The following is a 23,596-nucleotide window of genomic DNA, read 5'->3' on the forward strand; positions in this document are numbered from 1 at the left end:
TTTAGCCTATTCTTCTTGTTCTTCCATAAAGGCCTTGGCTTCGGCTATTATCTCATCGGCAATCTTGCCTGAAATCGGATCATAGTGGTCAAAGGACATTTCAAAAGAACCCGTACCGCTTGTCATCGAGCGGAGGTCTATTGCATAGCGTAAAAGCTCTTTGTGGGGAACCTGTGCCCTGATTTCTTCAATGCCGCTGGCGGGGGAGGACTGGCCTAGGATTCTGCCTCGGCGTGAAGAAAGGTCGCTCATTATATCTCCGAGATATGAGTTTTCGACAAAGACGGTCAGGTTCATAATGGGCTCAAGAAGGATCGGGCCTGCATTTCTCATTGCATCCTTAAAAGCATTTCGGGCTGCAATCTTAAAGGCCATTTCCGATGAGTCTACGGGGTGCTCTTTTCCGTCGAGAACGGTTACGGCAACATCTACTACGGGGTAGCCTGCAGAAACGCCCTTTTCCATAGCCTCAATAACGCCCTTTTCGACACCGGGTATGTAGCCCTTGGAGATAGCTCCTCCGAAAACCGCATTGGTAAACTTATATTTTTCGCCTCTGGGGAGGGGCTCGATTGCCAAAACAACCCTGCCGAATTGTCCGTGGCCGCCCGACTGCTTTTTATGCGTGTATTCGGCTTGGGATTTACGCTGAATCGTTTCTCTATAGGCAATTCGTGGAATGGATGTTTGAATTTCTATCTTGGACTGATTTTTAACCTTGTCCAAAACTATGCTTGTATGTAAATCGCCCATGCCCGATAGAACATTTTGCTTTGTTTCTGCATTGAAAGCAAAGGAGAGGGTCATGTCTTCTTCGCAGGCCTTAAACAGCTGCTCGCTGACCTTATCGTCATTCTTTTTGTCGATTGCCGAAACCGCCAACGAATAGATAGGTTCCGGAGTTCTAAGCCTTACAAAAGGAACGGCATCGGATAGAGCAGCCAATGTATCGTTCGTCTTTGTGCTCGTAAGTTTTACCAAAACACCTATATCACCTGCTGCAATTTCTTTTACTTCCGTAAGCTTTTTACCCAAGGTCTTATAAATTTTACCGACCCTTTCCTTTTTTTCTTCTCTAAGATTGTAGACCTCGGAATCGGCTGAGAGAGTTCCCGTAATAACTTTTACATAGGAAAGTCTGCCTGAGAATTGGTCGTTGGAGGTTTTTACTACAATGGCCGAAAGAGGGGCTGAAGGGTCCAGTTTAACGGAAATTTCTTCTCCTTCCTTTGTAACTCCTCTTTCCAGGGCTCCTTCCGGTGAAGGAAGAATTTCGCTTATAAAGCGTAAAAGAGAATTAAGACCCGAATTATTTATTGCCGAACCTGCAAAAAGAGGAACAATTCTATTGTCTGCCATGGCGAGGGTTAGACCCCGGCTTATTTCTTCAGGAGAAAGTTCTCCTTCATCTATAAATTTTACAAGTAATTCTTCATCGCCTTCGGCGGCAGCTCCTGCCAAAACCTCCAGAGCGTCCTTGTATTTATCTTGATATTCGGCAGGGATTTCTGTTTCTACTTCTTTTCCGCCCTCGATTTTATAGGCCTTGCCGTGAAGAACGTCTACAACGCCCTTAAAATTATCTCCAGTTCCCATGGGAAAGCTTACAGGGAAGACATCTACCTGAAACTGTTTTTTAACGTCGGCTATACAGTTATCGAAGTCGGCTCTGCCTTCGTCCATCTTGTTTGCAAAAACCAAGCGGGGCTTGTTTCTTCTGTCAAGGTCGCGCCAGTACTTGATTGTTTCGATTTGTACGCCCGATCTTCCGTCCAAAACTATGAGGGCTGCTTCGGATGAGCGGAAAGCAGCTATTACCTCACCGATAAAATCAGAAGCTCCGGGAGTGTCCCAAATATTTATGAGCTTATCGTCTTTTTGTAAATTAACTAAGGTTGAGTAAATAGATATTTTTCGATCGATTTCTTCCTGACTGTAGTCCGTCACGGTCTTTCCCGAGTCTACCGATTCTGCCTTAGCGATAAGGCCAGAAACATAGAGCAAGTGTTCCACAAGACTGGTTTTGCCCGATTGTCCGTGTCCGGCAACGGCGATGGTTCTGATTTTATCCGTTGTAAATCCCATAAAAACTCCTTTTATATAAAGCCTAAAAGCTTAAATTTGATCACAGAATAAGTTTGATCACAGAATAAGGATACACTATATTTTTAAAAATTGCAAGGTTAAGAATGTAAAATCAAATTAAGTTTTTGGTTTTTAATCTTTACCTCCTTTTTTTACTTCTTCTATCGAAGTCTGAATAGCCTTAGCGGTTAGGTCAATGTGATATGTTAAGATTTTTGTTGTGTACCTTCCCGTAAGGCTTATTTTTTTAAGTTTCTTTTTCTTCATAATTCTCCTTATACTTTAAATTTAGAAACTTCTTCTGCAAGGTTTTGAATGCTCTGTTTATTCTTTTGGCTTATTGTGTTTACTTCCTGCACTGCATTGCTAATCTGTACGGCACCGGAGGCCATCTCGTTCATGCTATCGGTTATGACGCGGGTAAGTCCGTCAAGTTTTTGCATTTCAGCGGCAACATTCTCTCCGCCGCGGAGCATTTCGGCCGAGCCGTCGTTTACTTGATTTGTTACCATATTAATGTCTCGGATTGCAGCCAAAACTTCCTTGCTTCCGTTTTCCTGTTCATGCATGGCGTCCATAAGGTTTTGGCTCATCGTTTTGACTTGTTCCGAAAGAGCAAAAATAGTATTGAACTTTTCTTCTGCCGTTTTTGAAGAGGTTGAAAGGGCTTCGATTTCTCCGGAGAGGACTTTGAGGGTAGAAGTGATGGTTTTGCCCTGAGTGCTGGATTCTTCTGCCAGCTTACGTATTTCATCTGCAACGACGGCAAAGCCCTTGCCTGCTTCACCTGCGTGCGCGGCTTCAATGGCTGCGTTCATTGCCAGGAGGTTAGTCTGGCTTGCAATGTGCTGAATAACATTACTGGCTTCTAAAAGGCCGCCCGATTCTTCAGCGATACGCTGGGTTGCACTGTTTGCTCCTGTGACGGTTTCCTTGCCGTCTGCTGTAGCTCCTGCCAATGTTTTAACGGTATCGTTAGTTTTGTCGAGTGTCTGTGTTATAGAAGCGATATTCGACACCATCTGCTCGATAGCCGAAGAAGACTCTGCAACGCTTGCCGCCTGATTTTCGATACTGCCGTTAAGCTGTTTTATGGTGCGGATAATCTCTTCGATGGTGGCCGCCGTTTCGGTAACACTTGCGGCCTGTGTTAATACCTGTTGCTTTACCCCGTCGATGTTGGCACTTATCTGGTGTACGGCACTGGCGGTTTCCGTCATATTTGACGCAAGCTCATTGCCGATACTTGTCATTTCATCACTGTTTTTACCTACAGTTTTAATCGACAAGCCTATTTTTGAAATAGTTTGATTAAAGTATTCAGAGAGATCTGTTACTTCGTCATTGCCATGTACGGGAAGGCGAACGGTAAGGTCTCCTTCGCCTTGTGCGATGTTTTTAAGTGCGGAAACGACGGTTTTAATTGGCTTTACCATCGCATGGGCAACAAAAAAGACAATGATCAAACTTGCGGCTAAAATACCGAACCCGATGAGAATCATTTCAAGCCGCAGTTCATTGACGGTTCCCATGAATTCGTTTACTGGGGCATTGATGATGATTGTCCAGCCGGTGGTATTCATTGTAGCATAAGAGGCAATAAAATTTTCTCCTTTGTATTCGTAATATCCGACGGATGGTTCGTCAATCTCTATTGCCATTTTTTCGAAAGCTGCACATGAGGCAAGTGCCGGATCCGTTTTAGCTTCTTCACAGGCATTTGAACGAGTCTTAACTAACTCGAAATCTTTGTCTGCAATGGTGGTTCCGGATTTATCCAGGATATAACATTCGCCTGTTTTGCCGACAACAATATCGTCAATATCATTTGAAAGAGCCGAAGCTTCAATGGTTGCAAGCAAAACGCAGACAACAGTATGGTTATCATCGTAGACGGGTACAGTAAAGACAAGAATAAAGTCTCCATCCAAACGGGAAACGACAGGTTCCGTTAGAAAATTCTTTCCTTTGGAAGCGGTAATGAAATACTCTCTATCGGATACATTGACCTGCTGTCCATTTTCAGCATACCGTATTCCCTTCATATCACATATATTCATTTTATGAATTTTACTGTTAAATGCCGCTTCTTTTGTCAAATATGCCGTTTTGTTTTGATATGAAATGGTAGGATCCCTCAATATCGGACTACGAGCAACTCCTTCAAAGAATTGAAATAGGGCTCTGATTCTGCCGTCGATAATATTTGCCGTATCGGTTGCCTTGTCGATAAGGTGTGTTTCAACCTTTTCAGTTACGGCTTTACGGGCAGTACGCACAGCTAACAGAGCTAGTATAAAACCGGCTGCAAGAATAAGCAGTCCGAATATAATCATCAATTTGTTACGCAGTGAAAAGCGTTTTTTCATATTAATCTCCTCTGTTAGGGGGAGGGACAAACCCCCGTTCAGAGCGGTGGTTGTTTCCCTCCCCCTATGACCCCCTCCCTTTTCCTCGCGCTGCCAAAGGGCTCTGCCCTTTGGAATCCCGGCTAGTTTAAGATTTGGGGATTCTATGTGTTTTTTTGGATTGACGAGTCCCAATCTGTAGGACATCTGCTGAAAAATGTACATCCTTGCACATTTTTCAGCTTAGAGTTTTGCATTAGCAAAACTCTTGCAAGCTTGGAACCACCGGCATCCGTGCCGGTTAATAAATATACATCCTTGTATGTTTATTAACTGCAAGTTTGTTGTTTTAATTTGTTGTACAAACTTGTTATTATTTAAAACCTCCTGCTCCTTGTCGGAAATTATTTTTGAGAATAGTTTTTCTGTTTGTTTTTGAAACAATCCTTTTTTGAAATAGGAGAGGCAGATTTACTGTTTGCCAAATGTAACCGGCCTTTGAGGAAAAATTTAATTTTTTTTCTAATAAAATACCGTGCTGAATCATGTTCAATATCATAAGTCAAAAAATCGGATCTGTCAAGAAGAAAAATAATAAATGTTTGGTAATGTTTTAGTTACCGGATTACGTTTTTTTTCGCCCTTGATTTTATTTTGGAATAAGAGTAGAATTAAATATCGGCTTATCTTAAGGAGGTTAATATGTCTGATATTATTTATATTGAAGGCCGCGAGATTTTGGATTCGCGGGGAAATCCTACTGTAGAGGTTGAGGTTCAGTTAAGCGATTTTAGCTACGGCCGGGCCTGTGTTCCTTCGGGTGCTTCTACGGGAGAATATGAAGCTTTGGAAATGAGGGACGGCGATAAGAGCCGCTATTTGGGAAAGGGTGTTTTAAAGGCTGTTGACCAAGTTAATACGGTTATTGCCGAAGAACTTGACGGGGCTGATGCTTTGGATCAGGCCGAAATAGATAATATGCTTATAAATCTTGACGGCACCGAAAATAAATCCAAGCTCGGAGCAAATGCTATGCTCGGTGTTTCGATGGCTGTAGCCCGTGCCGCTGCCGACAGTTTGGGTTTGCCGCTTTACCGCTATTTGGGAGGCGTTCATGCCATGCAGATGCCCGTTCCCATGGCTAATATCATAAATGGCGGCCGCCACTCCGACAACAAGATAGATTTTCAGGAGTATATGATTATGCCCGTCGGTGCTCCGTCAATCCGTGAAGGCATAAGAATGACTGCCGAGGTTTTCCATGCCTTAAAGGATATTCTAAAGAAAGAAGGTCATGTTACGGCTGTAGGCGATGAGGGCGGTTTTGCTCCCAATATCGAAAATGTTCAAGCCTTGGATTATATAATGAAGGCTATCGAAAAAGCCGGCTACAAACCCGGAAAGGATGTGGTGATAGCTTTGGACTGCGCTTCTTCCGAGCTCTTTGATGCAGGCGACAGAAAGGGCTACAAGTTCTGGAAGTCGGAACCTTCTAAAATTTTAAATGCCGATGAGATGGTTGACCTTTTTAAGGATTGGATAAGCAAATATCCGATTGTTTCTATTGAAGACCCGCTCGATCAAAACGATTGGGAAGGCTATGCAAAGATGACAAAGGAATTGGGAAATCAGATTCAGATTGTGGGTGACGATTTTTTTGTAACAAACACAAAACGGCTTGCCCGCGGTATTGAAGAAGGAGCCTGCAATTCTATTTTGATAAAGCTCAACCAAATCGGAACCGTTACCGAAACAATCGATGCCGTAAGAATGGCTCAAAAGGCCGGCTACACTGCGGTTATTTCGCACCGCTCAGGCGAGACCGAAGATGCCTTTATTGCAGACTTGGCCGTTGCCCTTGAAACCGGACAAATTAAAACCGGTTCAATGAGCCGAAGCGACCGCATCGCAAAATATAACCAGCTTATGAGGATTGAAGATGAGCTAGGCTACAACGCCCGCTATGCAGGTATGGCAACCTTTGCAAACCTGATAAAAAAATAAAAGGATACGGACTCTTAACCGGCATGGTTTATCAAAGCCTTGCCGGATTTTTATTATATGGGGATTGTATCGCCTTGAATTCTCCTCTTTTTTTTGCTATATTGTCAGCCATGAGAAAGATTATTAATTTTATTTTATTTGTTACTTTTCTTTTAGCTGTTTTTTCATGTGCAAAAACTGAAAATATGCAAAAAGAAAAAGAAATCGCTATTGCGGTTTTTGTTCCCGGTGTCAGGGCTGAAAGTCCTGTCTATGATATGTTGTCTTCCGGCGTAGAGGAAGCCGTTGCTTCTGCAATCGGAAACGGCAAAAAAGTAAGTTTAAAGATTTTAGAAGCCGGAACCAATCAGGCGGAATGGGGAACAAAACTTACTTCTCTGGCCGTGGACGGAAAATATGATTTGATTGTTTCTTCCAATCCCGCTATGCCCGGTATCGCAGCTCCTATTTCCAAGCAATTCCCCAATCAAAAATTTTTACTCTTGGATGCATACTCTGAAGGAAATCCTATGATTACTACCTTTAGATACAATCAAAGAGAGCAGGCTTATATAGCTGGACATATTTCTGCCTTGGTAAGTTTAAGCAAGATGGAATTTGCAAATCCCGAAAAGAAAATCGGACTCATAGCAGGACAAGAATACCCTGCAATGATGAATATAATTTTGCCTGCCTTTATTGAAGGGGCTAAGGTCGTCGATCCCGAATTTACAGTCGATTTTAAAATTGTAGGAAACTGGTATGATGCAGCAAAGGGAGCCGAGCTTGCCCGTGCAATGTATAAAAACGGAGCGGATGTAATTATGCCTATTTCGGGCGGTGCAAATCAAGGAGTTCTTGCGGCTGCCAAGGAGTTGGGTTTTTATGTTTCATGGTTTGACGATAACGGTTATGCAAAAGCGAAAGGCTATGTAATTTCAAGTTCCGAAATGAAACAAAAAAAACTTGCATACGAGCAAATTTTAAACTTCATCGACGGAAAATTACAGGAAGGAACTGCTTCTACCCTAGGTATCAAAGAAGGTTATGTAAATTTTGTTTCGGATGATGAGATTTATATTCAAACAGTTCCCGAAGAAATCAGAAAACAACAAGATGAAATGTTAAAGAAAATAGTTGACGGTTCTTTGGATTTGTCGGTAAAATAAATTTTAAAATCGGATTTTGTGAAGTGAAAAAGACTACGGCCGAGTTAAGCGGTATTTATAAGATCTATGAAACGGAAAATAATCAAACCGGAGAGGTCTATAAAAATGCCGCTTTAACTAATGTGAATATAGAATTTTACACTTCCGAAATTCATGCCCTTCTCGGAGAAAACGGAGCCGGAAAATCTACCTTGGTAAATATTTTTTCGGGGCTTCTTTCTCCGACAAAGGGTTCAATAAAGATAGCGAATAAGGTTTTTAATTTTAATTCCCCGAATGATGCTTTAAATGCCGGCGTTGCGATTGTTCATCAGCGTCCCCGCCTTGCCGCAAATGCAAGCGTTTTTGAAAACATAATGATAGGAACAAAACACGGAGGTTTCTTATCGCTTATAAATCTTCATTCCGAAAAACAAAAAATAGAAACTTTAAAATCCAAATGGAATTTAGATTTGGATTTAAATGCCAAGATAAAAAATCTATCTGCAGATAAAAGATTTTATACTGCAATGTTTTCGGCTCTTTATACTAATCCGCAATTTTTAATTTTAGATGAACCTGCTTCCGTTTTTACGGATAAAGAGCGGCAGACTTTTTTTTCGGTATTAAAAAAAACATGTGTGGAAGAAAAAATAGGCGTTATTTTAATTACTCATAAGGTCGAAGAAGCCTTAAACTTTGCAGATAGGATTTCGGTTTTAAAAAACGGAAAAATGCAAGGCTCCTTTTTAACTGAAGATTTGGGAACCGATGATGAAGCCGAGCTTTTTATAAAAAAACAAATATTTTCAGGCGATAAATTTTTAAAGAGCGAAAAAGAAAAGCCTCATGATAAAAATACGGAAGAAAAAAAATCGGATTCCGGTTGCGGTTTTGAATTTTGTATTTCTTTTAATTCGGGATTCGGTTCCGAGATAAAAAAATTTCAGGTTAAAGCCGAACACGGAAAGATTACCGGACTTGTAGGCTTTCCTAACAGCGGTATCGAATACTTGGAGGATATTCTTTCGGGAATGGCTATGGGTAAGAAGACCGGTATGAGTAATAGGTTCCATACCGGAAGTATAGCAATTGAAAATACTGGGACAGAAAAAAAAGTTTTTAGCTGCGAAAAAATTACTCCATCTTTTCTTTTAAAAAATAAAATAGGTTTTATTCCCTCGGATAGAAATTTACGCGGTGCTGATGTAAATCTTTCAATCGAAGAAGTTTTAAATTGTTACCGCTTTAAAAATAATTTTTTCGATAAAAAGAATTCCGATGAATTTATTTTATCGTTATTGAAGACTGAAAATATAGCTGCCGATAAAAACCGTTTGGCGGGTACGCTTTCAGGCGGACAGCTCCAGCGTCTGATATTGGCACGCTGTCTTGCTGAAAATCCTGAAATCATAATAGCAGCAGAACCTGCATGGGGCTTGGACCTTTTGAGCACGGAACTTCTTATGAATAAGTTTAGGGCTCTTGCCGAGCAGGGTAGAACCATTATAATATTAACAAAAGAATTTGATACGGTTTCTTATAAAAACGCTTTTGATGCCGTTTATTTTTTAGGAAAAGAAAATTGAGAAGGTATAAATTTTTAAGTTCGGGAGCTGCGTTTTTTCTCGGTACTCTGGTAATAATTATCTTTATTTCTCTGGGTTCTAAGAATCCTAAAGAAGCCTTATCCGAATTTTTTTTAAAACCTTTTTCTTCCGTTTGGTATTTTGGAAACATGCTTAACAAAACTTCTCTTTTGTTGTTTGCAGCTTCAGGTTCTTTATTTGCTTTTAAGTGCGGCTGCTTTAATTTGGGCGGGGAGGGACAAATATATTTTGCAGGGCTTTTGACCGGAATACTTTTACAAAATACTTGGACGGAGCCCGTAATACAACTTGTTCTTACAGGATTAATCGTTTTTTTTGCTTCCGGCTTAATCGGTCTTGTTTCAGGCTTTTTAAAAATTAAATTTAATGCCGATGAGCTTTTAACTTCTTTTTTAATTTCTGCAGCTATATTGCCTGTTGTAAACTATCTTATCGGCAATCCTCTGCGGGATACATCGGGGAATTTACTTGCCTTGCCTCCCATAGCAGAAACTTTTGAGCTTAAAAGTTTTTTACCTCCGTCATCATTAAATATTTCTTTTCTGTTTTCGATTGTTTTGGTTTTGTTTTTTATTCTTTTTTTTGCTAAAACAAAGCGGGGCTACCGCTTGCGGCTTTCGGGAACGGCTCCTGAGTTTTCCAAGTTTGCAGGCTTTTCGGTTTATGCTCCGCCTCTTGCAGGAATGGGTATTTCTGCAGGGCTTCACGGCTTAACCGGATTTTTTGCAATTACAGGAACTTGGTATATTTGTCATCTTTCTTTTTCTTCAGGAATGGGATGGTCGGCTCTTGCGATAGCCTTAATTGCAAAAAATAGTTTCTTTGCAATTATTCCTGCCGCCTTCTTATACTCATGGATACAAAGCGCTTCCGATGCCGCCGTAATGTCCGGCTCATTGGTTTTTGATACGGCTGTATTTTTACAGGCCGTAGTTTTTCTTTTTATTTCTGCAAACCTGTTGAGCCTACGCTTTACTTTAGGATTAAGTAAAAATATTTCACGGATAAAGACGATTCTTTTAAAAAGGAAGGGAATATGATTGAAGCCGCATTAGTCATCTTAAAAATGTCGGCTCCTCTTTTGTTCTTAGTTTTGGGAGCTCTCCTTACCGAATATTCAGGTTCCCTTGCCGTTTTTATGGAAGGCGCCGTTATCTTATCTGCATTTTTTTGTGCTCTTATAACCATAATAAGCGGCAATCCCGTTTTTGGTTTTATAGTTTCCGTGCTTTTAACTTCTCTTATTCTTTATTTGCTTGGATTGTTTACCGTTAAAACAAGGGCAAACTCTTTTTTAACAGGGCTTTCTTTAAACCTATTTGCAGCCGGCTTTGTACCTTGGGCATCGGAAATCTTTTTAAAAAAAGGCGGAGTGCTTTCCTTTGAAGACTTTGAAGCATCCTCCCATCTTGTTCCCGTAAATAACCTTAATCCGTTTTTTGCCGGCTTAATTTTGGCCATTGTAATCTTTGTGCTGTTAAAATACAGCTCCAAGGGAATCAGCTTAAAATATTCAGGTGAGGCACCCGACGTATTAATTGCTCACGGAATAAATCCCAATAATTATAAAATATTTTCATGGACCATCGCAGGTTTTTTTGCAGCCTGTGCAGGATCGACCCTTGTGTTCCGTCTTGCCGCCTATACTCCGAATATAAGTGCGGGAAGAGGATGGACTGCTTTAGCCGCAATTTTTTTAGGAAATAAAAATCCTCTTTTATGCACTCTCGCTGTCTTGCTTTTTTCTTCAGCTGAATACGCTGTAAATATCATGCAGGGTGAAGTTAAAATCCCATCAGGAATTTTATTGGCTGTTCCTTACATTACGGCTCTTATATTTTTTATTGCGGCACCTTCCGTTAGAAAAAAGTAAACTGAAAACTCAAGGGCTTGTTTTTTTATCCGTAATTTGTTAAATTAAATATAACTTATTTTAACATTTATGGAGGCGTTATGAGTAAGGGTTTAAAAATCGGATTAATTATTGTGGCTGTTGTCTTTGTTTTGGCTTTCAGCTTATATAATTTTTTTGTAGGAACATATAATTCTATTGTTAAAGCAGAAGAAGGTGTAAAGTCTGCATGGAGTCAGGTAGAAAATGTTTATCAAAGACGTTTTGATTTAATTCCTAATTTGGTAAATACTGTAAAAGGCTATGCAAGCCATGAATCTAAGGTATTTACGGATATCGCAGAAGCAAGGTCAAAGGCCGGCGGGGTTATGCAGGTTTCCGATGAGGTTTTAAATAATCCGGAATCCTTTGCAAAATTTCAACAGGCCCAAAGTGAACTTGGATCAGCCTTACAGCGTTTGTTGGTTATCACCGAAAACTACCCTGAATTGAAGGCAAATCAAAATTTTATGGATTTACAAACCCAGCTTGAAGGAACGGAAAACCGTATTGCCGTTGAACGCAAAAGATATAACGAAGCCGTTCAATCATACAATGTTTATATAAGACAATTCCCGCGTTCTATTATTGCAAACATGAACGGCTTTAGGGAAAAGGCTTATTTTAAGGCTGATGATCAAGCATCGACCGCTCCTAAAGTCAACTTTTAAAGAGTATGCAAGAAGATAAAATCTTAAAAAAGATAATTGTTTTATGTTTTTTTATCTTTTATAATTTTAATTCTTTCAGCTTAGCCGTTCCTTCGCTTTCCGGTCCTGTAGTTGACAAGGCTGGAATTCTTTCGAGGAATGAATTTAATAAAATAGAAAATTTTCTTTTGGATTTGAACAATAGGTCTCAAATTCAAATAGCAGTTCTGATAATTCCGTCTTTAGAGGGAGAGCCTATCGAAGATTATTCTATGCAGGTTGCCGAAAAATGGAAGTTGGGTGATAAAGAAAAAGACTCTGGAGCTCTTTTGCTAGTTGCAGTTAAGGATAAAAAGCTTCGTATTGAAGTAGGTTACGGTCTTGAAGAAAATCTAACCGATTCCAGAAGCGGTCAAATCATCCGAAACTTTATCGCTCCTCAATTCCGTTCCGGTAATTACGGTGAAGGAATCTATGACGGGATTAAAGCCATGGCGGCTTATGCCTCAGAAGATGAAAGCCTCCTAAAAGAAATCGCTGTCTCAGATGAAGATGATGAAGGCGGATTTCCTCAAGCCTTATTGTTTTTTCTTTTTGTCTATCTTATGATTTCAAAATTTTCTCCGGGCGGGCTTTTTTGGATATTCTACTTGCTTTCCCGAAGAGACAGAGCGGGGCGTTCTTTTAACGGAAGATCATCTTCAAGAGGCTCTTTTTTTGGCGGCTCGATAGGAAGATCATCAGGCGGCGGTTTTTCGGGCGGGGGATTTTCAGGAGGAGGCGGCAGCTTCGGCGGAGGCGGTGCCTCAGGAGGTTGGTAGCATGAGTAAGGTTCTTAATTTTGCCCACAGAGGTTTCAGAAGTAAGCACCCTGAAAACACGATGCTTGCTTTTTCTAAAGCAGTTGACTTAGGTGTTGACGGTATAGAGTTTGATGTTCATCTTTCTTCCGACGGTGTACCCGTTATTATTCATGATGAAGCATTGGATAGAACCTGTAATGCTTATGGTCTTGTAAAAGATTTTTCCTTTGCCGACTTAAAAAAAATAAATGCCGCAGCAAATTTTAAAAGTTCGGAAGCTGCAAGCGGAATAAAACATTTGGATGAAAAGATTCCTTCTCTTGAAGAGTATTTTGATTTTATAAAGAATAAGGATATTATTTCCAACATTGAATTAAAGACAGGTGTCTTTGAATATCCGGGAATAGAAGAAAGAGTATATGCTCTTTTAAAAAAATATAATCTGCAAGACAAATGTATAATTTCTTCTTTTAATCATGAAAGTGTTTTGAGGATGAAAAAGATAGATTCTTCTCTTGTATGCGGCTTTTTGGTTGACTCTTGGGATTTACATCCGTCCGCTTATTTAAAGAAGTATGATGTAGAATGTTATCATCCCCCTGCATATAGGCTTACAAAAGAATTCGTAGATGAGCTTCATGCAGAAAGTATAAAAGTTAATGCTTGGTTCGGTTCAATCCAGACAGATTATTCAAAAATTTTAAGCACAGGTTTGGATTCAATTATAACGGACTATCCCGATAAGATTTCTGCTTTATTATAAAGATTCCTCTAGTATAAATTTAAAAATATAGATATAATTATATTATGAAATGGGCATTGGTTTTATCGGGCGGAGGCGCAAAGGGTCTTGCCTACATAGGAATGTTTAAAGCTCTTGAAGAATTGAAATATCCGCTTCCTAATTGTATTGTCGGGTGTTCTATGGGCGCAATTATCGGCGGGCTCTATGCTTCAGGCATGACCGTAGATGAAATGATTTCTTTTTTTTCAAAAGATTTTAATCTGACCGATTACTTGGATGTGTCGCATTTGGGTTTTGGTCTGACTAAGCTGACAAAACTTTTACAAATAGGAGCAAGTTTAAACAATTTAATTTCTCATCAGGGGGCAGACTCAGGTGAAAGGAGTTTAACTCTTTTTAAAAAACTTTCCTGTTATCAAACCTTTGATCAGCTTAAGATTCCTTTCTATTGTAATGCAACCGATTTATGTGAAGGGAATGAAGTAGTTTTTGATAAGGGTTTTTTAGCTGAGGCGATGAGAGCTTCATACTCCTATCCCGGTTTTTTTGCTCCGTTTAATTATAACGGGAAACTTTTTGTAGACGGTTGTGTAAAAAACAATACGCCTGTTTGGATTGCCAAGGAGAAAGGTTTTAAAAATATTTTGGCTGTAACGCTTGGGACTTTTAAGACGATAAATAATGATGCTCTGGATTCTTCAATTTCAGTTTTAACAAGATGTTTGGAAGTGGCGGCGATAAGATCCGATTATAGTGTACGCAATACTCCAACCCATATTCTTGATATTGATACCTGCGTCGCTTCTTATGATTTTTCAGATCCGCTCTACCAAATTCAAATGGGATATTCCATAACTATGAATAATAAAAAAGAACTCCTTGAATTCTTCCAAAAAGGATTTTCCGGCTTTTTGAACCGGAGGCGTATGACAAAAAAAACTATTAAAAGGTTAAAGAATGAAAAAGTTTTTTAAAAGAATTAAAGTTTTTGATGTTATAATTCTTGCTATAATTATTTCATTTATAACTTTGACGGCTCTTTTTATATACTCTTCAGATAATTCGGCTCTCTATTTATCGGTGCGGACGCCGAAAGGAGATTGGATATATCCGATGAATACGGATATATCTTTTGTTGTTGAAGGTGAAACCGGGCCTGTAAGTATAAAAATCGAAAATAATGAAGCCTTTGTTGTCAGCTCAACTTGTTCGAATAAAACCTGTATAACGGCTCCGAAGTTAAAAAATCACGGCGACTGGAATGCCTGTCTTCCAAATAAGGTCTTTTTATCCGTCGAGAAAAAATAAAACTTTTTTAATATGCCGGTATTTTAATATGCCCGCTCCCTTGTTTTTTTTTAAGATTTGATGTAATATTTTCTATAATATGTGCACAAAATATGGAGCCTTTAAGCTCGGTTCGGAAATTTTTTCAGTAGAAAATCCTCTTACGATTGCCGAAATAGGAACAAGTCATAACGGGTCTATTGAAAGGGCCGTAAAATTGATAGATGCGGCTGCAGAAGCCGGAGCAAGGGCCGTAAAATTTCAAATTGTTTATGCCGATGAAATTCTTCATCCTAATACGGGCTATGTTGATTTGCCTACGGGAAAGATTCCTCTTTATGAGCGTTTTAAAAGTTTGGAACTTCCTATAAGTTTTTACAAAGAGCTTGCCGAATACAGCCGATCAAAAAAACTTTTGTTTTCGGCCAGCCCCTTCGGGCTTAGATCTGCTGAAGAACTTTCTTCATTAAAACCCGATTTTATAAAAATAGCTTCACCTGAACTTAATTATGTACAGCTTTTAAAATATTGTGCTAATTTTAACAGTCCTATGATTTTATCGAGCGGTGTTTCTCTTTTAAAAGATATTGAAAAGGCTGTCAGTTTTTTACGTTCTGAAAATAAAGATTTGCCTCTGGCTCTGCTTCACTGTATTACATCTTATCCCGCGCCCGAAAAAGAATACAATGTTTCGGTAATAAAAAACTTGAGCCGTATCTTCGGTATTGCATGCGGTGTTAGCGATCATTCTTTAGATCCGATTTTAGTTCCGTCCTTAACGCTTGCATCGGGAGGTTTTATAATAGAAAAGCATATCTGTCTTTCCCGTAAAGAAGAAGGTTTGGATGATCCTGTTGCCTTAGAGCCTGATATGTTTAAAAAAATGTGTTCCGCCGTAAATTCCTTTTCTAAAAAAACTTATGATGAAATTATAGATGACTTAACAAAATTAAACTATTCCCTTGAGCTTATAAACGAAGTTATCGGATCGGGAGAAAAAAAATTGAGTCCGGCTGAAAGTAAAAACTACGGACGCACAAATAGGTCTATTCATTATCTTCACGATTTAAAAAAAGGAGATGTAATAACCGATAAGGATATTGCCGTTTTAAGAACGGAAAAAATTTTATCTCCGGGAGAGGCTCCTGAGATGTTCGATAGTTTTATCGGAGCCGTTTTACAAAGAGCCGTTAAGTCCGGTGAAGGCCTATTGATACAAGATTTTCTTACAAGGAAATAAAATATGAGTAAAAACTATTATAATGACATGGGAAATATTTTACGGGATGCTCTTACTTCCGATGAAGATCCTTTTGAAGCGGCTGCTCAAAGGTCAAACGGACGCTACCGTACTATGGGAGGACGGATGGAGAGGCGGCCGCCGCCTAAAGTAGATAAAGAGGCTATAAGGGTTCCCGTTCCACCTGAGCTTGTAGAAGATTTTGCCGTTTTAAATGTTTTATCGGGAGTGCCTCTTGATGAATGTAAAAGATCATGGAAACGCTTAATAAAAAAATATCATCCCGATGTTCAAAGCTCGCCTGCAAAGCAGTCCGAAGCAAATGTGATAATAAGACGTATAAATAATTCTTATCGTAAAATAGAAACTTGGTTTAAGACAGGAAAGATTTTATCTGAAAAAGACTTAAACTCATAAGGGATTACAAATTGAAAAGGACTTTTTTTTTAATTTTATTATTTTTTTTCTTGCAGACTGCATATTCTGAAAATACAATTTATGAGCTGGGACCTAAAAGTGAAGACATAATTGTTTTTACTGCTGCAAGGAATCAAAATAACGAGTCAACCTTTTCTACGGAACTTTTAGAAAATTTTGCAAAAGAACTAAAGGAGTTTCCTCTCCAAATACGTGTTATAATTGCAATTACCGATAATGATTTTCCGGATCTGCCTGAAAGTATCAATATAATAGAATCTCAAAATACAAAAAAACTTATTTCAAAAATAAATGAAAGTAAATCAAATCTTGTGTTTGTTTTATCGGATGGCCCTTCCGATAGAGCCGTATTAAGTGCCGGAGCTGTAAAAAAAACTTCGCCTCCATGGATGTTAAAAGATTTACAGGAGATTTTACAAAAGCAAAATATTTCTGTCGATTTTAAATATAATAATATTATTCTGTATCGTCTTGGTATTATCAGTGATAATATGCTGGCAGAGTATTTAAAAGAAGATATTCCTGCGATAAGAATATGTTATGGAGCCGATATACGCCCGGTTCTACTCTCCTTAATAAATACTTACACCCAAGGAATTTCATCGGAATGGGATAAACACTATAATATAAGAAATTTTTTCGGTCTTAGAATTATAAGTGAAAAAACATTAGTGCTTTTAGTAATAGGGGTAACTTTATTAGGTCTTTTTTATATCTTTATATTCAGTTTTTTATTCGACAGAAGAAGAGAAAAGAATATAAGAGACCTTCTGCTTTTATGGCGGGTTCCTGTTTTCTTTTTTATAATTAATTTATTTGCCCTATACATGGGAGAATATCTTACAACTCTTTTATTTTCCATTAAATTCGGTTTTCAAGATTCAATTAAATTTCTGCCTGTTATGGCTATTTTATTAAAAATATTATTTTCCATTATAATAGTTTCTTTATTTGCGTATGTAAATAGATATTTAAAACTGCCCAATAATATTTTTATCTACGGATACTTGGCCAGTATAGTTTGTTTTTTTAATATATTTATTTTTTCGAGAGTAGATTTATCATTGGCTATTGTAGTATTGGAAATTTATGTTTTATCTTTTTTTTCTTATCACTTTAAAATAGCATTCGCTCAAATAATTTTTCTTATTTTAAATATCTTATTGTTGGTTTATTATTTTGGTAATGCGTTATTTATTAAAGATAATCTTATTGATATTTTATTTTATGCGAATAATACGTTAGCTGCAATGTTTATTCTTCCATATATATTAATGTTTATAAGATTATTTATGCAATTAAAAGAAGAACGTGTGGGAATAAAATATATACACTTGAAAATTATATGGGCGGTAACATTGCTTACCTGCATTTTTATTGTTTTGATTTTAATTTATCCGTCATTTTTACAACCGAAAAATAAAAAAGAATTTATTTTATATAATATTGAAAATGGGAATAAATATATCTCTGTTATTTCTGATATAAAAAATGAATCTGAAAAAATTGATGAAGATAAAGAGTTTTATCGATTATCAAATATTAAGGAAGATGATTTTATAAAAGTGCAGGCCGGAACTCAAAATTATCTTGAGCGTATTATAGGTGAAATAAATATCAATCCGCTTATTAAAGCTGCCGTTATACAGGTTATTATAAGCCGCAGTGATGGATTTCCTGTTTATGAAGCAAATATGGATTTTAAAAAATCAGATGAAGGGAAAAAAGCGGAATTTATTTCACCTATTAACTTAACGGAGCCTTTTTCTATAAAATTTTCGGGAGAAAAAAATGCCGTATTGCATGTAAGAATTCTTGCATGGTTTTATGACAACCCGTTAAATCCTGATTTTGAATTTTTAAACGATAATTTAAAGAATAAAAAAATCATTTTTCATGTTATAGAAGAATTTGATTTGATACCTAAAGCGGAGTCTTAAGATGATGGCGGAAAAAGTTTTTTTTCATGTTGATATAGATGCTTTTTTTGCTTCCGTTGAACAGCTTGATAATCCCGAGTATAAGGGTAAGCCTGTAATTGTCGGCGGTCAATCGGAAAGAGGTGTTGTTTCAACTTGTTCCTATGAAGCCCGAAAATTTGGCGTTCATTCCGCTATGCCGATTTTGCAGGCTAAAAAACTTTGTCCGAGCGGTATATTTTTAAGATGCCGCATGGATCGATATCATGAAAAATCAAAAGAAGTCATGGCTATTTTTAAAGATTTTACTCCCGAAATAAAACAAATTTCCGTGGATGAAGCATTTTTAAATATGGCGGGAATGGAAAAAATATTCGGTACTCCTAAAAATTCAGCACTTCTATTAAAAAAAACTATAAAGGAAAAAACGGGTTTAACGGTTTCGATCGGCTGTGCTCAAAATAAATATATTGCAAAGATAGCATCCGGCTGCTCAAAGCCTGACGGACTTTTTATTGTGCCTGCCGGTGAAGAAATTGATTTTATGAAAAGTCTTCCCTTAAAGGATGTATGGGGAGTAGGGGGAAAAACGCGAGAAAGACTTATTGCTGCAGGTTTGACTACCGTGCCTCAAATTTTTAATTCAAGCGAACATCTTTTACAAAGTATTTTAGGAAATGCATCCGGCAGCTTTTTATTTCAGGCTGTACGGGGAGAGCTTTATGATGTTTTTAGTGATGATGTTAAATCTCATTCGATAAGTACGGAACGCACTTTTGAGCATGATTTATTTTCTCATGCTGAGATAGATGATGTTATGTTTTATCTTGCATCTGAGCTTATGTATAGAATATTTGATGAGAAGATAAAAGGGAAAACCGTTTCGGTGAAAATACGCTATAATGATTTTACTACTGTTTCAGTTCAATCGACAGGAGCGGTTGTCAACGATACTCAGGATTTATTTGAGCGGGCTAAAGAACTTTTTTATAAAAAATTCGATAATAAAACTCCAATAAGACTGCTGGGCTTGTGCATTATGAATATTGAATCAGACATTCCCGAAGTGCAAACAGAATTATTTTACAGTGGAAAGAATGTAAAAAAAAGAAAGATTGAAGAAACTATGTATGCTCTCACAAAAAAAGAGGGAAAGAATATTTTAAAACCTGCGCGTCTTTTAAAAAAAGATAAGGATGACCGTGAATGAAAAAAATACTTTCAATTGTGTTCTGTATTTTTTTGTTAAGCTTTGCACATGGTTTTGAAAATGATGAAAACCCGAATGTAGATTTCGGTATTGATTTAATTAAGAATAGAACAGGAGAAAATAAGGCCGGTCAATATTTTAAAAATTTTGATAAAGATAATACCGTTCTTTTTTTAGACGGGTTTTGGGATATTGAATTTTTAGGCCTTTCAAGTTTTGAATTTTTTAACGGTTATGCAAAGGTAAATTCTTTTCAAGGCGTATTTAAACAAAAAGCTAATTTATCGTTATTGCTTTTATTGAATAATTCATTTTATTTTGAAACCCTTTATAGAGATGATTATAAGAAGAGTACTTTAGCCTTCGGCTATTTTGGAAAAGAAGATTCTCCTATAAAACATATTCGTGCAGCAAACAATAATATAAAATTTCCTCTCAACTATGGGTATATAAATACCGGAGGCGGTAAATTCATAAGTCCGGGTATCATGGGAACCTTTGCAGGGGATAAATGGAATGCCGATGTTATGCTCCGATATGAAAGCTCCGAGTACAATTCAAAAACATATTACGGTAATACGGAAATTATAGAAAATAAAATTTCTATTAATACATGGCAAAAAGCGAGACATTTCTATATACCTGTAGATAGCCTATATGGAAAACCTGTCGTAGTTTTTGTCAAAGATTTTGCAGGGGGGCAATGGCGTCCCTTAAGTCCTGATGAATTTTCAGTCGATCCACGGTTAAAAGTTTTATCCTTAAAAAAATCTTATCCCGAAGGGATTGCTGTAAATTATTTTGATTTAGAGTCTAATCCTACAACTGCAATTAGCACACATTTGGATAATGTTAAAAATTATTTTTCCGCATTACTGCCAATTCCTGCTGTTAATGAAATAGTTAATTTTATTAATACACATTCGACAATAGATTCTTATAAAAAAAATATTTTTGGAAAAGATTATTTGATTTTAAAAGAGAAAAATTTTTCACCTTTTGAAATTGCTTCACGGTATAATGCACTTCAAGTTAATGATGCTTCCTCTATATCGGTTGTTGATACAGATAATCAAAATGTGAATCCTAATTTTGCGGCGAATATAGAAACAACCGATAATTTTTTGAGCAATTTTCAAAAGTTACAATTTATTCAGGTTTTGAATTCAAGTAAAGATTATGATTTTAGTAATCCTGAGCAAATGTTTCCTTTCCGCAAAACGGATTATAAAATATATCTTCCTAATAATTATAATGATAGCAATTTAAGTTTACAAATATTATGCAAAAATTATGCTCCAACACCGGGATTTATTTTACCCGATACGGCCATTCCGGGAAGTATTCGTGTTTTTAAAAATAAAATAAGGATATTTAACTTTTCTTATAATGAATCTAATCATACTTTAACGATAAATGAACCTATTTTTTCAAACGATATTATAGAAATTCAATGGAAAGAAGGTTTGACTTATTCGGATTCTGGTATGGTAAGATTTGCAGGAGGTGCACATTGGAAGCCGATTGAAGGTTTGGATACTTTTTTTGCAGGTTCAGGTGATTGGGAAGTTACAAAGCAAAAAAATAATCCGATAGATGCCTATAAGCTTTCAACTGGACTGGATTATAAGAATAAAACTATAACAACCGGATCCGTTTTTGGTTTTGAAGCAAGTGCAGACCGCAAGCTAAAAGCAAAAGAACAATATTATGCTTTTGAAAATAAATCTTATTTTAATTACAGCTTTGACGGAGCTCTTTATTCAAAAAACTCGGTGCCTGTTTTTTCAAATCCGAAATTTTATTTTGAAGAAAATATAAAACTTGATAAGCATACAGGCTATGCTCATACCAAAACAAATGCATTTATAGATATATGGAAAATTAAATTCGGCGGTCTTTTGTCTTTAAAAAAGAATTTTTTCTCGAAAAATTTGAAGATTATTGAAAGTTATGGTCATTCCGTAATAATACCGATTTATTTTTTTAGTACCTCAGAAGATTTTTTTGTAAATATACATGATAATATATTAAGAAGAGAAGGTAAGATTAGTTTTGAAAAATATATAAATATTGATTATACAACATCAATTGACTACAATAAAGATTATACTTCCCAAAAAATATTTACATCAATTACACCTATTATTTCTCAGGCAAAATTCGGAACAATATATACTCAGATAAATTTTTCCGTGGGGCAAAAATATAAAACTATGTTTTATCCTTCGTCTTTATCTTATAATGAGGCATGGACAAAAAGTTTAATTGATATGTACTCACCGGGTAAAAAAAATGCAGAAAACAGAGCTGCAGATATAAAATTTTTATTTAATTATTTTGCAAATGAGGAAGATAAAAAAGATATTCAATTATCCGGAGTGAACTTTGATGCATTTTCAAAAACAAATTTTCAAAATAAAAAGCAAAAAGTATCTAGTGATGAAACGGGTTTTGAAATTTCCATACCCTTTAATACGGGAAAAATATTTTTTTCTCCAATTATAAAAAGAAAAATCACAAAAGAAAAGATAGGCGCCGAGGCTGAAAAGCAATATTCCTATGCTTCGGATTTAAAATCTGTATTTACAGGATTGGGCGATCAATATTGGATTTTTTCCAAACCGTTTTTTTATGATATGTTTGATCAAAAGATAAACAGTCAGATACAAACCGAAAATAAAAACTTATTTTACAGTTTTTTTAATTCTTACGGATTTAACTTTTCAAGGTTGATAAGCGGAACAATCAAAGATTTGTACACTCCCTTGGAATTCGGTACAGCTGTATCCAGATTGGTACAGTCCTCTCAATTAAATTCGGGGCAAAGCAATATATACGGACTTGATTTTTCCTTTAAGTATACGGCTTTAAATATTTCAGGTAAATACGGTTATTTCGATTGGTTTAAGTTTTATGAACAAGATGAATTAAACCGGCTTTATAAATTCGGTTTTTCGTTTGGAAAAAACTTTTTTAAATTTAACTTTAATTCAAATCATAGTCTTTATTTTTTCTTTGACTCAAATAATAAATTGAGTTTTGAAAACGAATTTTTATATACGGCTTCAAAAATAGGTATGCAAAAACTCTTAACGGATGAATGGAAAGAAAAATTCAGTGCGGCATTTTCTTATAGGGGAGGCAAATCTCTTCCCCGTTTGATGATAGAAACTTTTTCAAAAATACCTCTGTCGGACAGCAGAGAAGAAAAACTTTCTGTGGAGTTCTCACAAAATAAGAGTTTACCAAAACTTAACTATAAGGTTTCTTTTAAACATTCACAATCAACAAAGATAGGTTCTCATGGAGAGATAAAGATATTTGCAGAATTTGAAGGAGCATCTACAACGGCGAATTCTTTTTTGCTCAATATAAATGCAGGAATTTCAGGAAAGGTAGATTTTTAAAAGTTTAAGAAGTTGTTAGGTCTATGAACTGATTTGAATTCTTTTTACCGAAACGGCTTTTTTTGTTCCGGTGTCTATCTCCGCAACTAAACCGCAAAATATTGCAACTCCGTCTTCAAGCACTTCGACACGCTGAGGTACCTGACTCTTTGTTCTTGTAATAGCGGTAAAAGGACTTCCGCCTATTACGGAGTCCTTGGCGCCAATCATTCCAAGGTCGGTAATATAGGCTGTGCCGTTCGGCAAAATTCTTTCATCTGCCGTTTGAGTATGGGTATGAGTTCCTGCAAAAACAGAAACACGTCCGTCAACGTAGAAGGCTAGAGCTTCTTTTTCCATTGTGGATTCCGCATGAAAATCTATGATGTTAATCGACTCGGATAAATTATTTTCATTTTGCGAAGAGAAAAGAAAATCAATGGACTGGAATGGACAGTCGATAGCTCTCATGTTTTCTCTTCCTTGAAGATTTATTACGCTGTATTTGATTCCGTTTTTTTCGATAAGGGCAAGACCTGAACCTTGAGCAAATGGAAAATTGTGCGGACGCAAAACTCTTCTATCCTTCCCAAAGCTCATACGGATTTCAAACCTTTCCAGAGTATGATTTCCGCCGGTTATAATATCAACGCCTGCATTAAAAAAGGCTTCCGTTTGATCGTCTTTTATCCCTACACCGTGAGCCGTGTTTTCTCCGTTTACCACACAGAAATCTATTTTTTCTTTTTTTATTATCAAGGGCAAATGTTTTTGTAAGGTTTCAAGACCTAAGTTGCCGCAAACATCTCCGCCCATAAAAATTCTTATAAATTGTTTCATAAGGTTTATT

General features: G+C 37.0%; 19 protein-coding genes. 15 read left to right on the forward strand and 4 right to left on the reverse strand.

From position 1 onward, the window contains the following. Nucleotides 1-6 precede the first annotated feature (6 nt). From fusA to E4N80_RS01700, 3 genes are all read right to left on the reverse strand, one after another. Complete coding sequence (gene fusA / locus E4N80_RS01695; protein ID WP_253699921.1) at nt 7-2,085, reverse strand: elongation factor G; 2,079 nt, start codon at nt 2,083-2,085, stop codon at nt 7-9. Between the two features lie 132 nt (nt 2,086-2,217). Next, entirely contained in the window at nt 2,218-2,352 is a 135-nt protein-coding gene (locus tag E4N80_RS12910; RefSeq protein ID WP_301338668.1) for a hypothetical protein, read from the reverse strand. Nucleotides 2,353-2,360: 8 nt separating this feature from the next. Further along, complete coding sequence (locus E4N80_RS01700; protein ID WP_253699923.1) at nt 2,361-4,454, reverse strand: methyl-accepting chemotaxis protein; 2,094 nt, start codon at nt 4,452-4,454, stop codon at nt 2,361-2,363. 681 nt (nt 4,455-5,135) lie between these two features. Here E4N80_RS01700 and eno point away from each other — a divergent pair. From eno to E4N80_RS01775, 15 genes are all read left to right on the forward strand, one after another. Further along, nucleotides 5,136-6,437 (forward strand): phosphopyruvate hydratase, encoded by a 1,302-nt coding sequence (gene eno / locus E4N80_RS01705; RefSeq protein WP_002689690.1) that lies wholly within the window; start codon nt 5,136-5,138, stop codon nt 6,435-6,437. Nucleotides 6,438-6,547: 110 nt separating this feature from the next. Continuing rightward, nucleotides 6,548-7,585 (forward strand): BMP family ABC transporter substrate-binding protein, encoded by a 1,038-nt coding sequence (locus tag E4N80_RS01710; RefSeq protein ID WP_253699925.1) that lies wholly within the window; start codon nt 6,548-6,550, stop codon nt 7,583-7,585. A gap of 23 nt (nt 7,586-7,608) precedes the next feature. After that, nucleotides 7,609-9,153, forward strand: a complete 1,545-nt coding sequence (locus E4N80_RS01715) for an ATP-binding cassette domain-containing protein (RefSeq protein ID WP_253699927.1) — start codon at nt 7,609-7,611, stop codon at nt 9,151-9,153. Continuing rightward, the gene (locus E4N80_RS01720) at nt 9,150-10,214 is read left to right on the forward strand and encodes an ABC transporter permease (protein ID WP_253699929.1); all 1,065 of its coding nucleotides are present in this window, start codon (nt 9,150-9,152) and stop codon (nt 10,212-10,214) included. Before E4N80_RS01715 ends, E4N80_RS01720 begins: the two co-directional genes overlap by 4 nt. Continuing rightward, on the forward strand, nt 10,211-11,047 hold the full coding sequence (locus tag E4N80_RS01725) for an ABC transporter permease (RefSeq protein ID WP_253699931.1): 837 nt from the start codon (nt 10,211-10,213) through the stop codon (nt 11,045-11,047). Before E4N80_RS01720 ends, E4N80_RS01725 begins: the two co-directional genes overlap by 4 nt. Before the next feature lie 80 nt (nt 11,048-11,127). Beyond that, entirely contained in the window at nt 11,128-11,736 is a 609-nt protein-coding gene (locus E4N80_RS01730; protein WP_253699933.1) for a LemA family protein, read from the forward strand. A gap of 5 nt (nt 11,737-11,741) precedes the next feature. Beyond that, nucleotides 11,742-12,536 carry a TPM domain-containing protein gene (locus E4N80_RS01735; RefSeq protein WP_253699935.1) on the forward strand — a complete coding sequence of 265 codons (795 nt, stop codon included), beginning with the start codon at nt 11,742-11,744 and terminating at the stop codon, nt 12,534-12,536. 1 nt (nt 12,537) lies between these two features. Then, nucleotides 12,538-13,281: a glycerophosphodiester phosphodiesterase gene (locus E4N80_RS01740; RefSeq protein ID WP_253699937.1), complete on the forward strand. Its 744-nt coding sequence runs from the start codon at nt 12,538-12,540 to the stop codon at nt 13,279-13,281. A 44-nt stretch (nt 13,282-13,325) separates the two neighbouring features. After that, nucleotides 13,326-14,237: a patatin-like phospholipase family protein gene (locus E4N80_RS01745; protein WP_253699939.1), complete on the forward strand. Its 912-nt coding sequence runs from the start codon at nt 13,326-13,328 to the stop codon at nt 14,235-14,237. Further along, entirely contained in the window at nt 14,221-14,571 is a 351-nt protein-coding gene (locus tag E4N80_RS01750; RefSeq protein WP_253699941.1) for a NusG domain II-containing protein, read from the forward strand. Before E4N80_RS01745 ends, E4N80_RS01750 begins: the two co-directional genes overlap by 17 nt. 79 nt (nt 14,572-14,650) lie before the next feature. Continuing rightward, nucleotides 14,651-15,790 (forward strand): N-acetylneuraminate synthase family protein, encoded by a 1,140-nt coding sequence (locus tag E4N80_RS01755; RefSeq protein WP_253699943.1) that lies wholly within the window; start codon nt 14,651-14,653, stop codon nt 15,788-15,790. A gap of 3 nt (nt 15,791-15,793) precedes the next feature. Beyond that, on the forward strand, nt 15,794-16,207 hold the full coding sequence (locus tag E4N80_RS01760; protein WP_253699944.1) for a J domain-containing protein: 414 nt from the start codon (nt 15,794-15,796) through the stop codon (nt 16,205-16,207). An 11-nt stretch (nt 16,208-16,218) separates the two neighbouring features. Continuing rightward, on the forward strand, nt 16,219-18,168 hold the full coding sequence (locus E4N80_RS01765) for a hypothetical protein (RefSeq protein ID WP_253699946.1): 1,950 nt from the start codon (nt 16,219-16,221) through the stop codon (nt 18,166-18,168). Nucleotide 18,169: 1 nt separating this feature from the next. Beyond that, nucleotides 18,170-19,357, forward strand: coding sequence for a DNA polymerase IV (gene dinB, locus E4N80_RS01770; RefSeq protein ID WP_253699948.1), 1,188 nt, complete (start codon nt 18,170-18,172; stop codon nt 19,355-19,357). Beyond that, nucleotides 19,354-22,767 carry a hypothetical protein gene (locus E4N80_RS01775; protein WP_253699949.1) on the forward strand — a complete coding sequence of 1,138 codons (3,414 nt, stop codon included), beginning with the start codon at nt 19,354-19,356 and terminating at the stop codon, nt 22,765-22,767. Before dinB ends, E4N80_RS01775 begins: the two co-directional genes overlap by 4 nt. A gap of 21 nt (nt 22,768-22,788) precedes the next feature. On the opposite strand, the gene E4N80_RS01780 is transcribed toward E4N80_RS01775, so the two are convergent. Next, nucleotides 22,789-23,586 (reverse strand): TIGR00282 family metallophosphoesterase, encoded by a 798-nt coding sequence (locus E4N80_RS01780; RefSeq protein ID WP_253699951.1) that lies wholly within the window; start codon nt 23,584-23,586, stop codon nt 22,789-22,791. Between the last annotated feature and the right edge of the window lie 10 nt (nt 23,587-23,596).

The organism is Treponema denticola, from assembly GCF_024181605.1.
GTDB classification, from domain to species: domain Bacteria; phylum Spirochaetota; class Spirochaetia; order Treponematales; family Treponemataceae; genus Treponema_B; species Treponema_B denticola_B.

Coding starts and splice junctions, on each gene's coding strand:
- fusA (WP_253699921.1), bottom strand. CDS start 2,085: ATGGGATTTACAACGGATAAAATCAGAACCATCGCCGTTGCCGGACAC.
- E4N80_RS12910 (WP_301338668.1), bottom strand. CDS start 2,352: ATGAAGAAAAAGAAACTTAAAAAAATAAGCCTTACGGGAAGGTACACA.
- E4N80_RS01700 (WP_253699923.1), bottom strand. CDS start 4,454: ATGAAAAAACGCTTTTCACTGCGTAACAAATTGATGATTATATTCGGA.
- eno (WP_002689690.1), top strand. CDS start 5,136: ATGTCTGATATTATTTATATTGAAGGCCGCGAGATTTTGGATTCGCGG.
- E4N80_RS01710 (WP_253699925.1), top strand. CDS start 6,548: ATGAGAAAGATTATTAATTTTATTTTATTTGTTACTTTTCTTTTAGCT.
- E4N80_RS01725 (WP_253699931.1), top strand. CDS start 10,211: ATGATTGAAGCCGCATTAGTCATCTTAAAAATGTCGGCTCCTCTTTTG.
- E4N80_RS01730 (WP_253699933.1), top strand. CDS start 11,128: ATGAGTAAGGGTTTAAAAATCGGATTAATTATTGTGGCTGTTGTCTTT.
- E4N80_RS01735 (WP_253699935.1), top strand. CDS start 11,742: ATGCAAGAAGATAAAATCTTAAAAAAGATAATTGTTTTATGTTTTTTT.
- E4N80_RS01740 (WP_253699937.1), top strand. CDS start 12,538: ATGAGTAAGGTTCTTAATTTTGCCCACAGAGGTTTCAGAAGTAAGCAC.
- E4N80_RS01745 (WP_253699939.1), top strand. CDS start 13,326: ATGAAATGGGCATTGGTTTTATCGGGCGGAGGCGCAAAGGGTCTTGCC.
- E4N80_RS01750 (WP_253699941.1), top strand. CDS start 14,221: ATGAAAAAGTTTTTTAAAAGAATTAAAGTTTTTGATGTTATAATTCTT.
- E4N80_RS01755 (WP_253699943.1), top strand. CDS start 14,651: ATGTGCACAAAATATGGAGCCTTTAAGCTCGGTTCGGAAATTTTTTCA.
- E4N80_RS01760 (WP_253699944.1), top strand. CDS start 15,794: ATGAGTAAAAACTATTATAATGACATGGGAAATATTTTACGGGATGCT.
- dinB (WP_253699948.1), top strand. CDS start 18,170: ATGATGGCGGAAAAAGTTTTTTTTCATGTTGATATAGATGCTTTTTTT.
- E4N80_RS01775 (WP_253699949.1), top strand. CDS start 19,354: ATGAAAAAAATACTTTCAATTGTGTTCTGTATTTTTTTGTTAAGCTTT.
- E4N80_RS01780 (WP_253699951.1), bottom strand. CDS start 23,586: ATGAAACAATTTATAAGAATTTTTATGGGCGGAGATGTTTGCGGCAAC.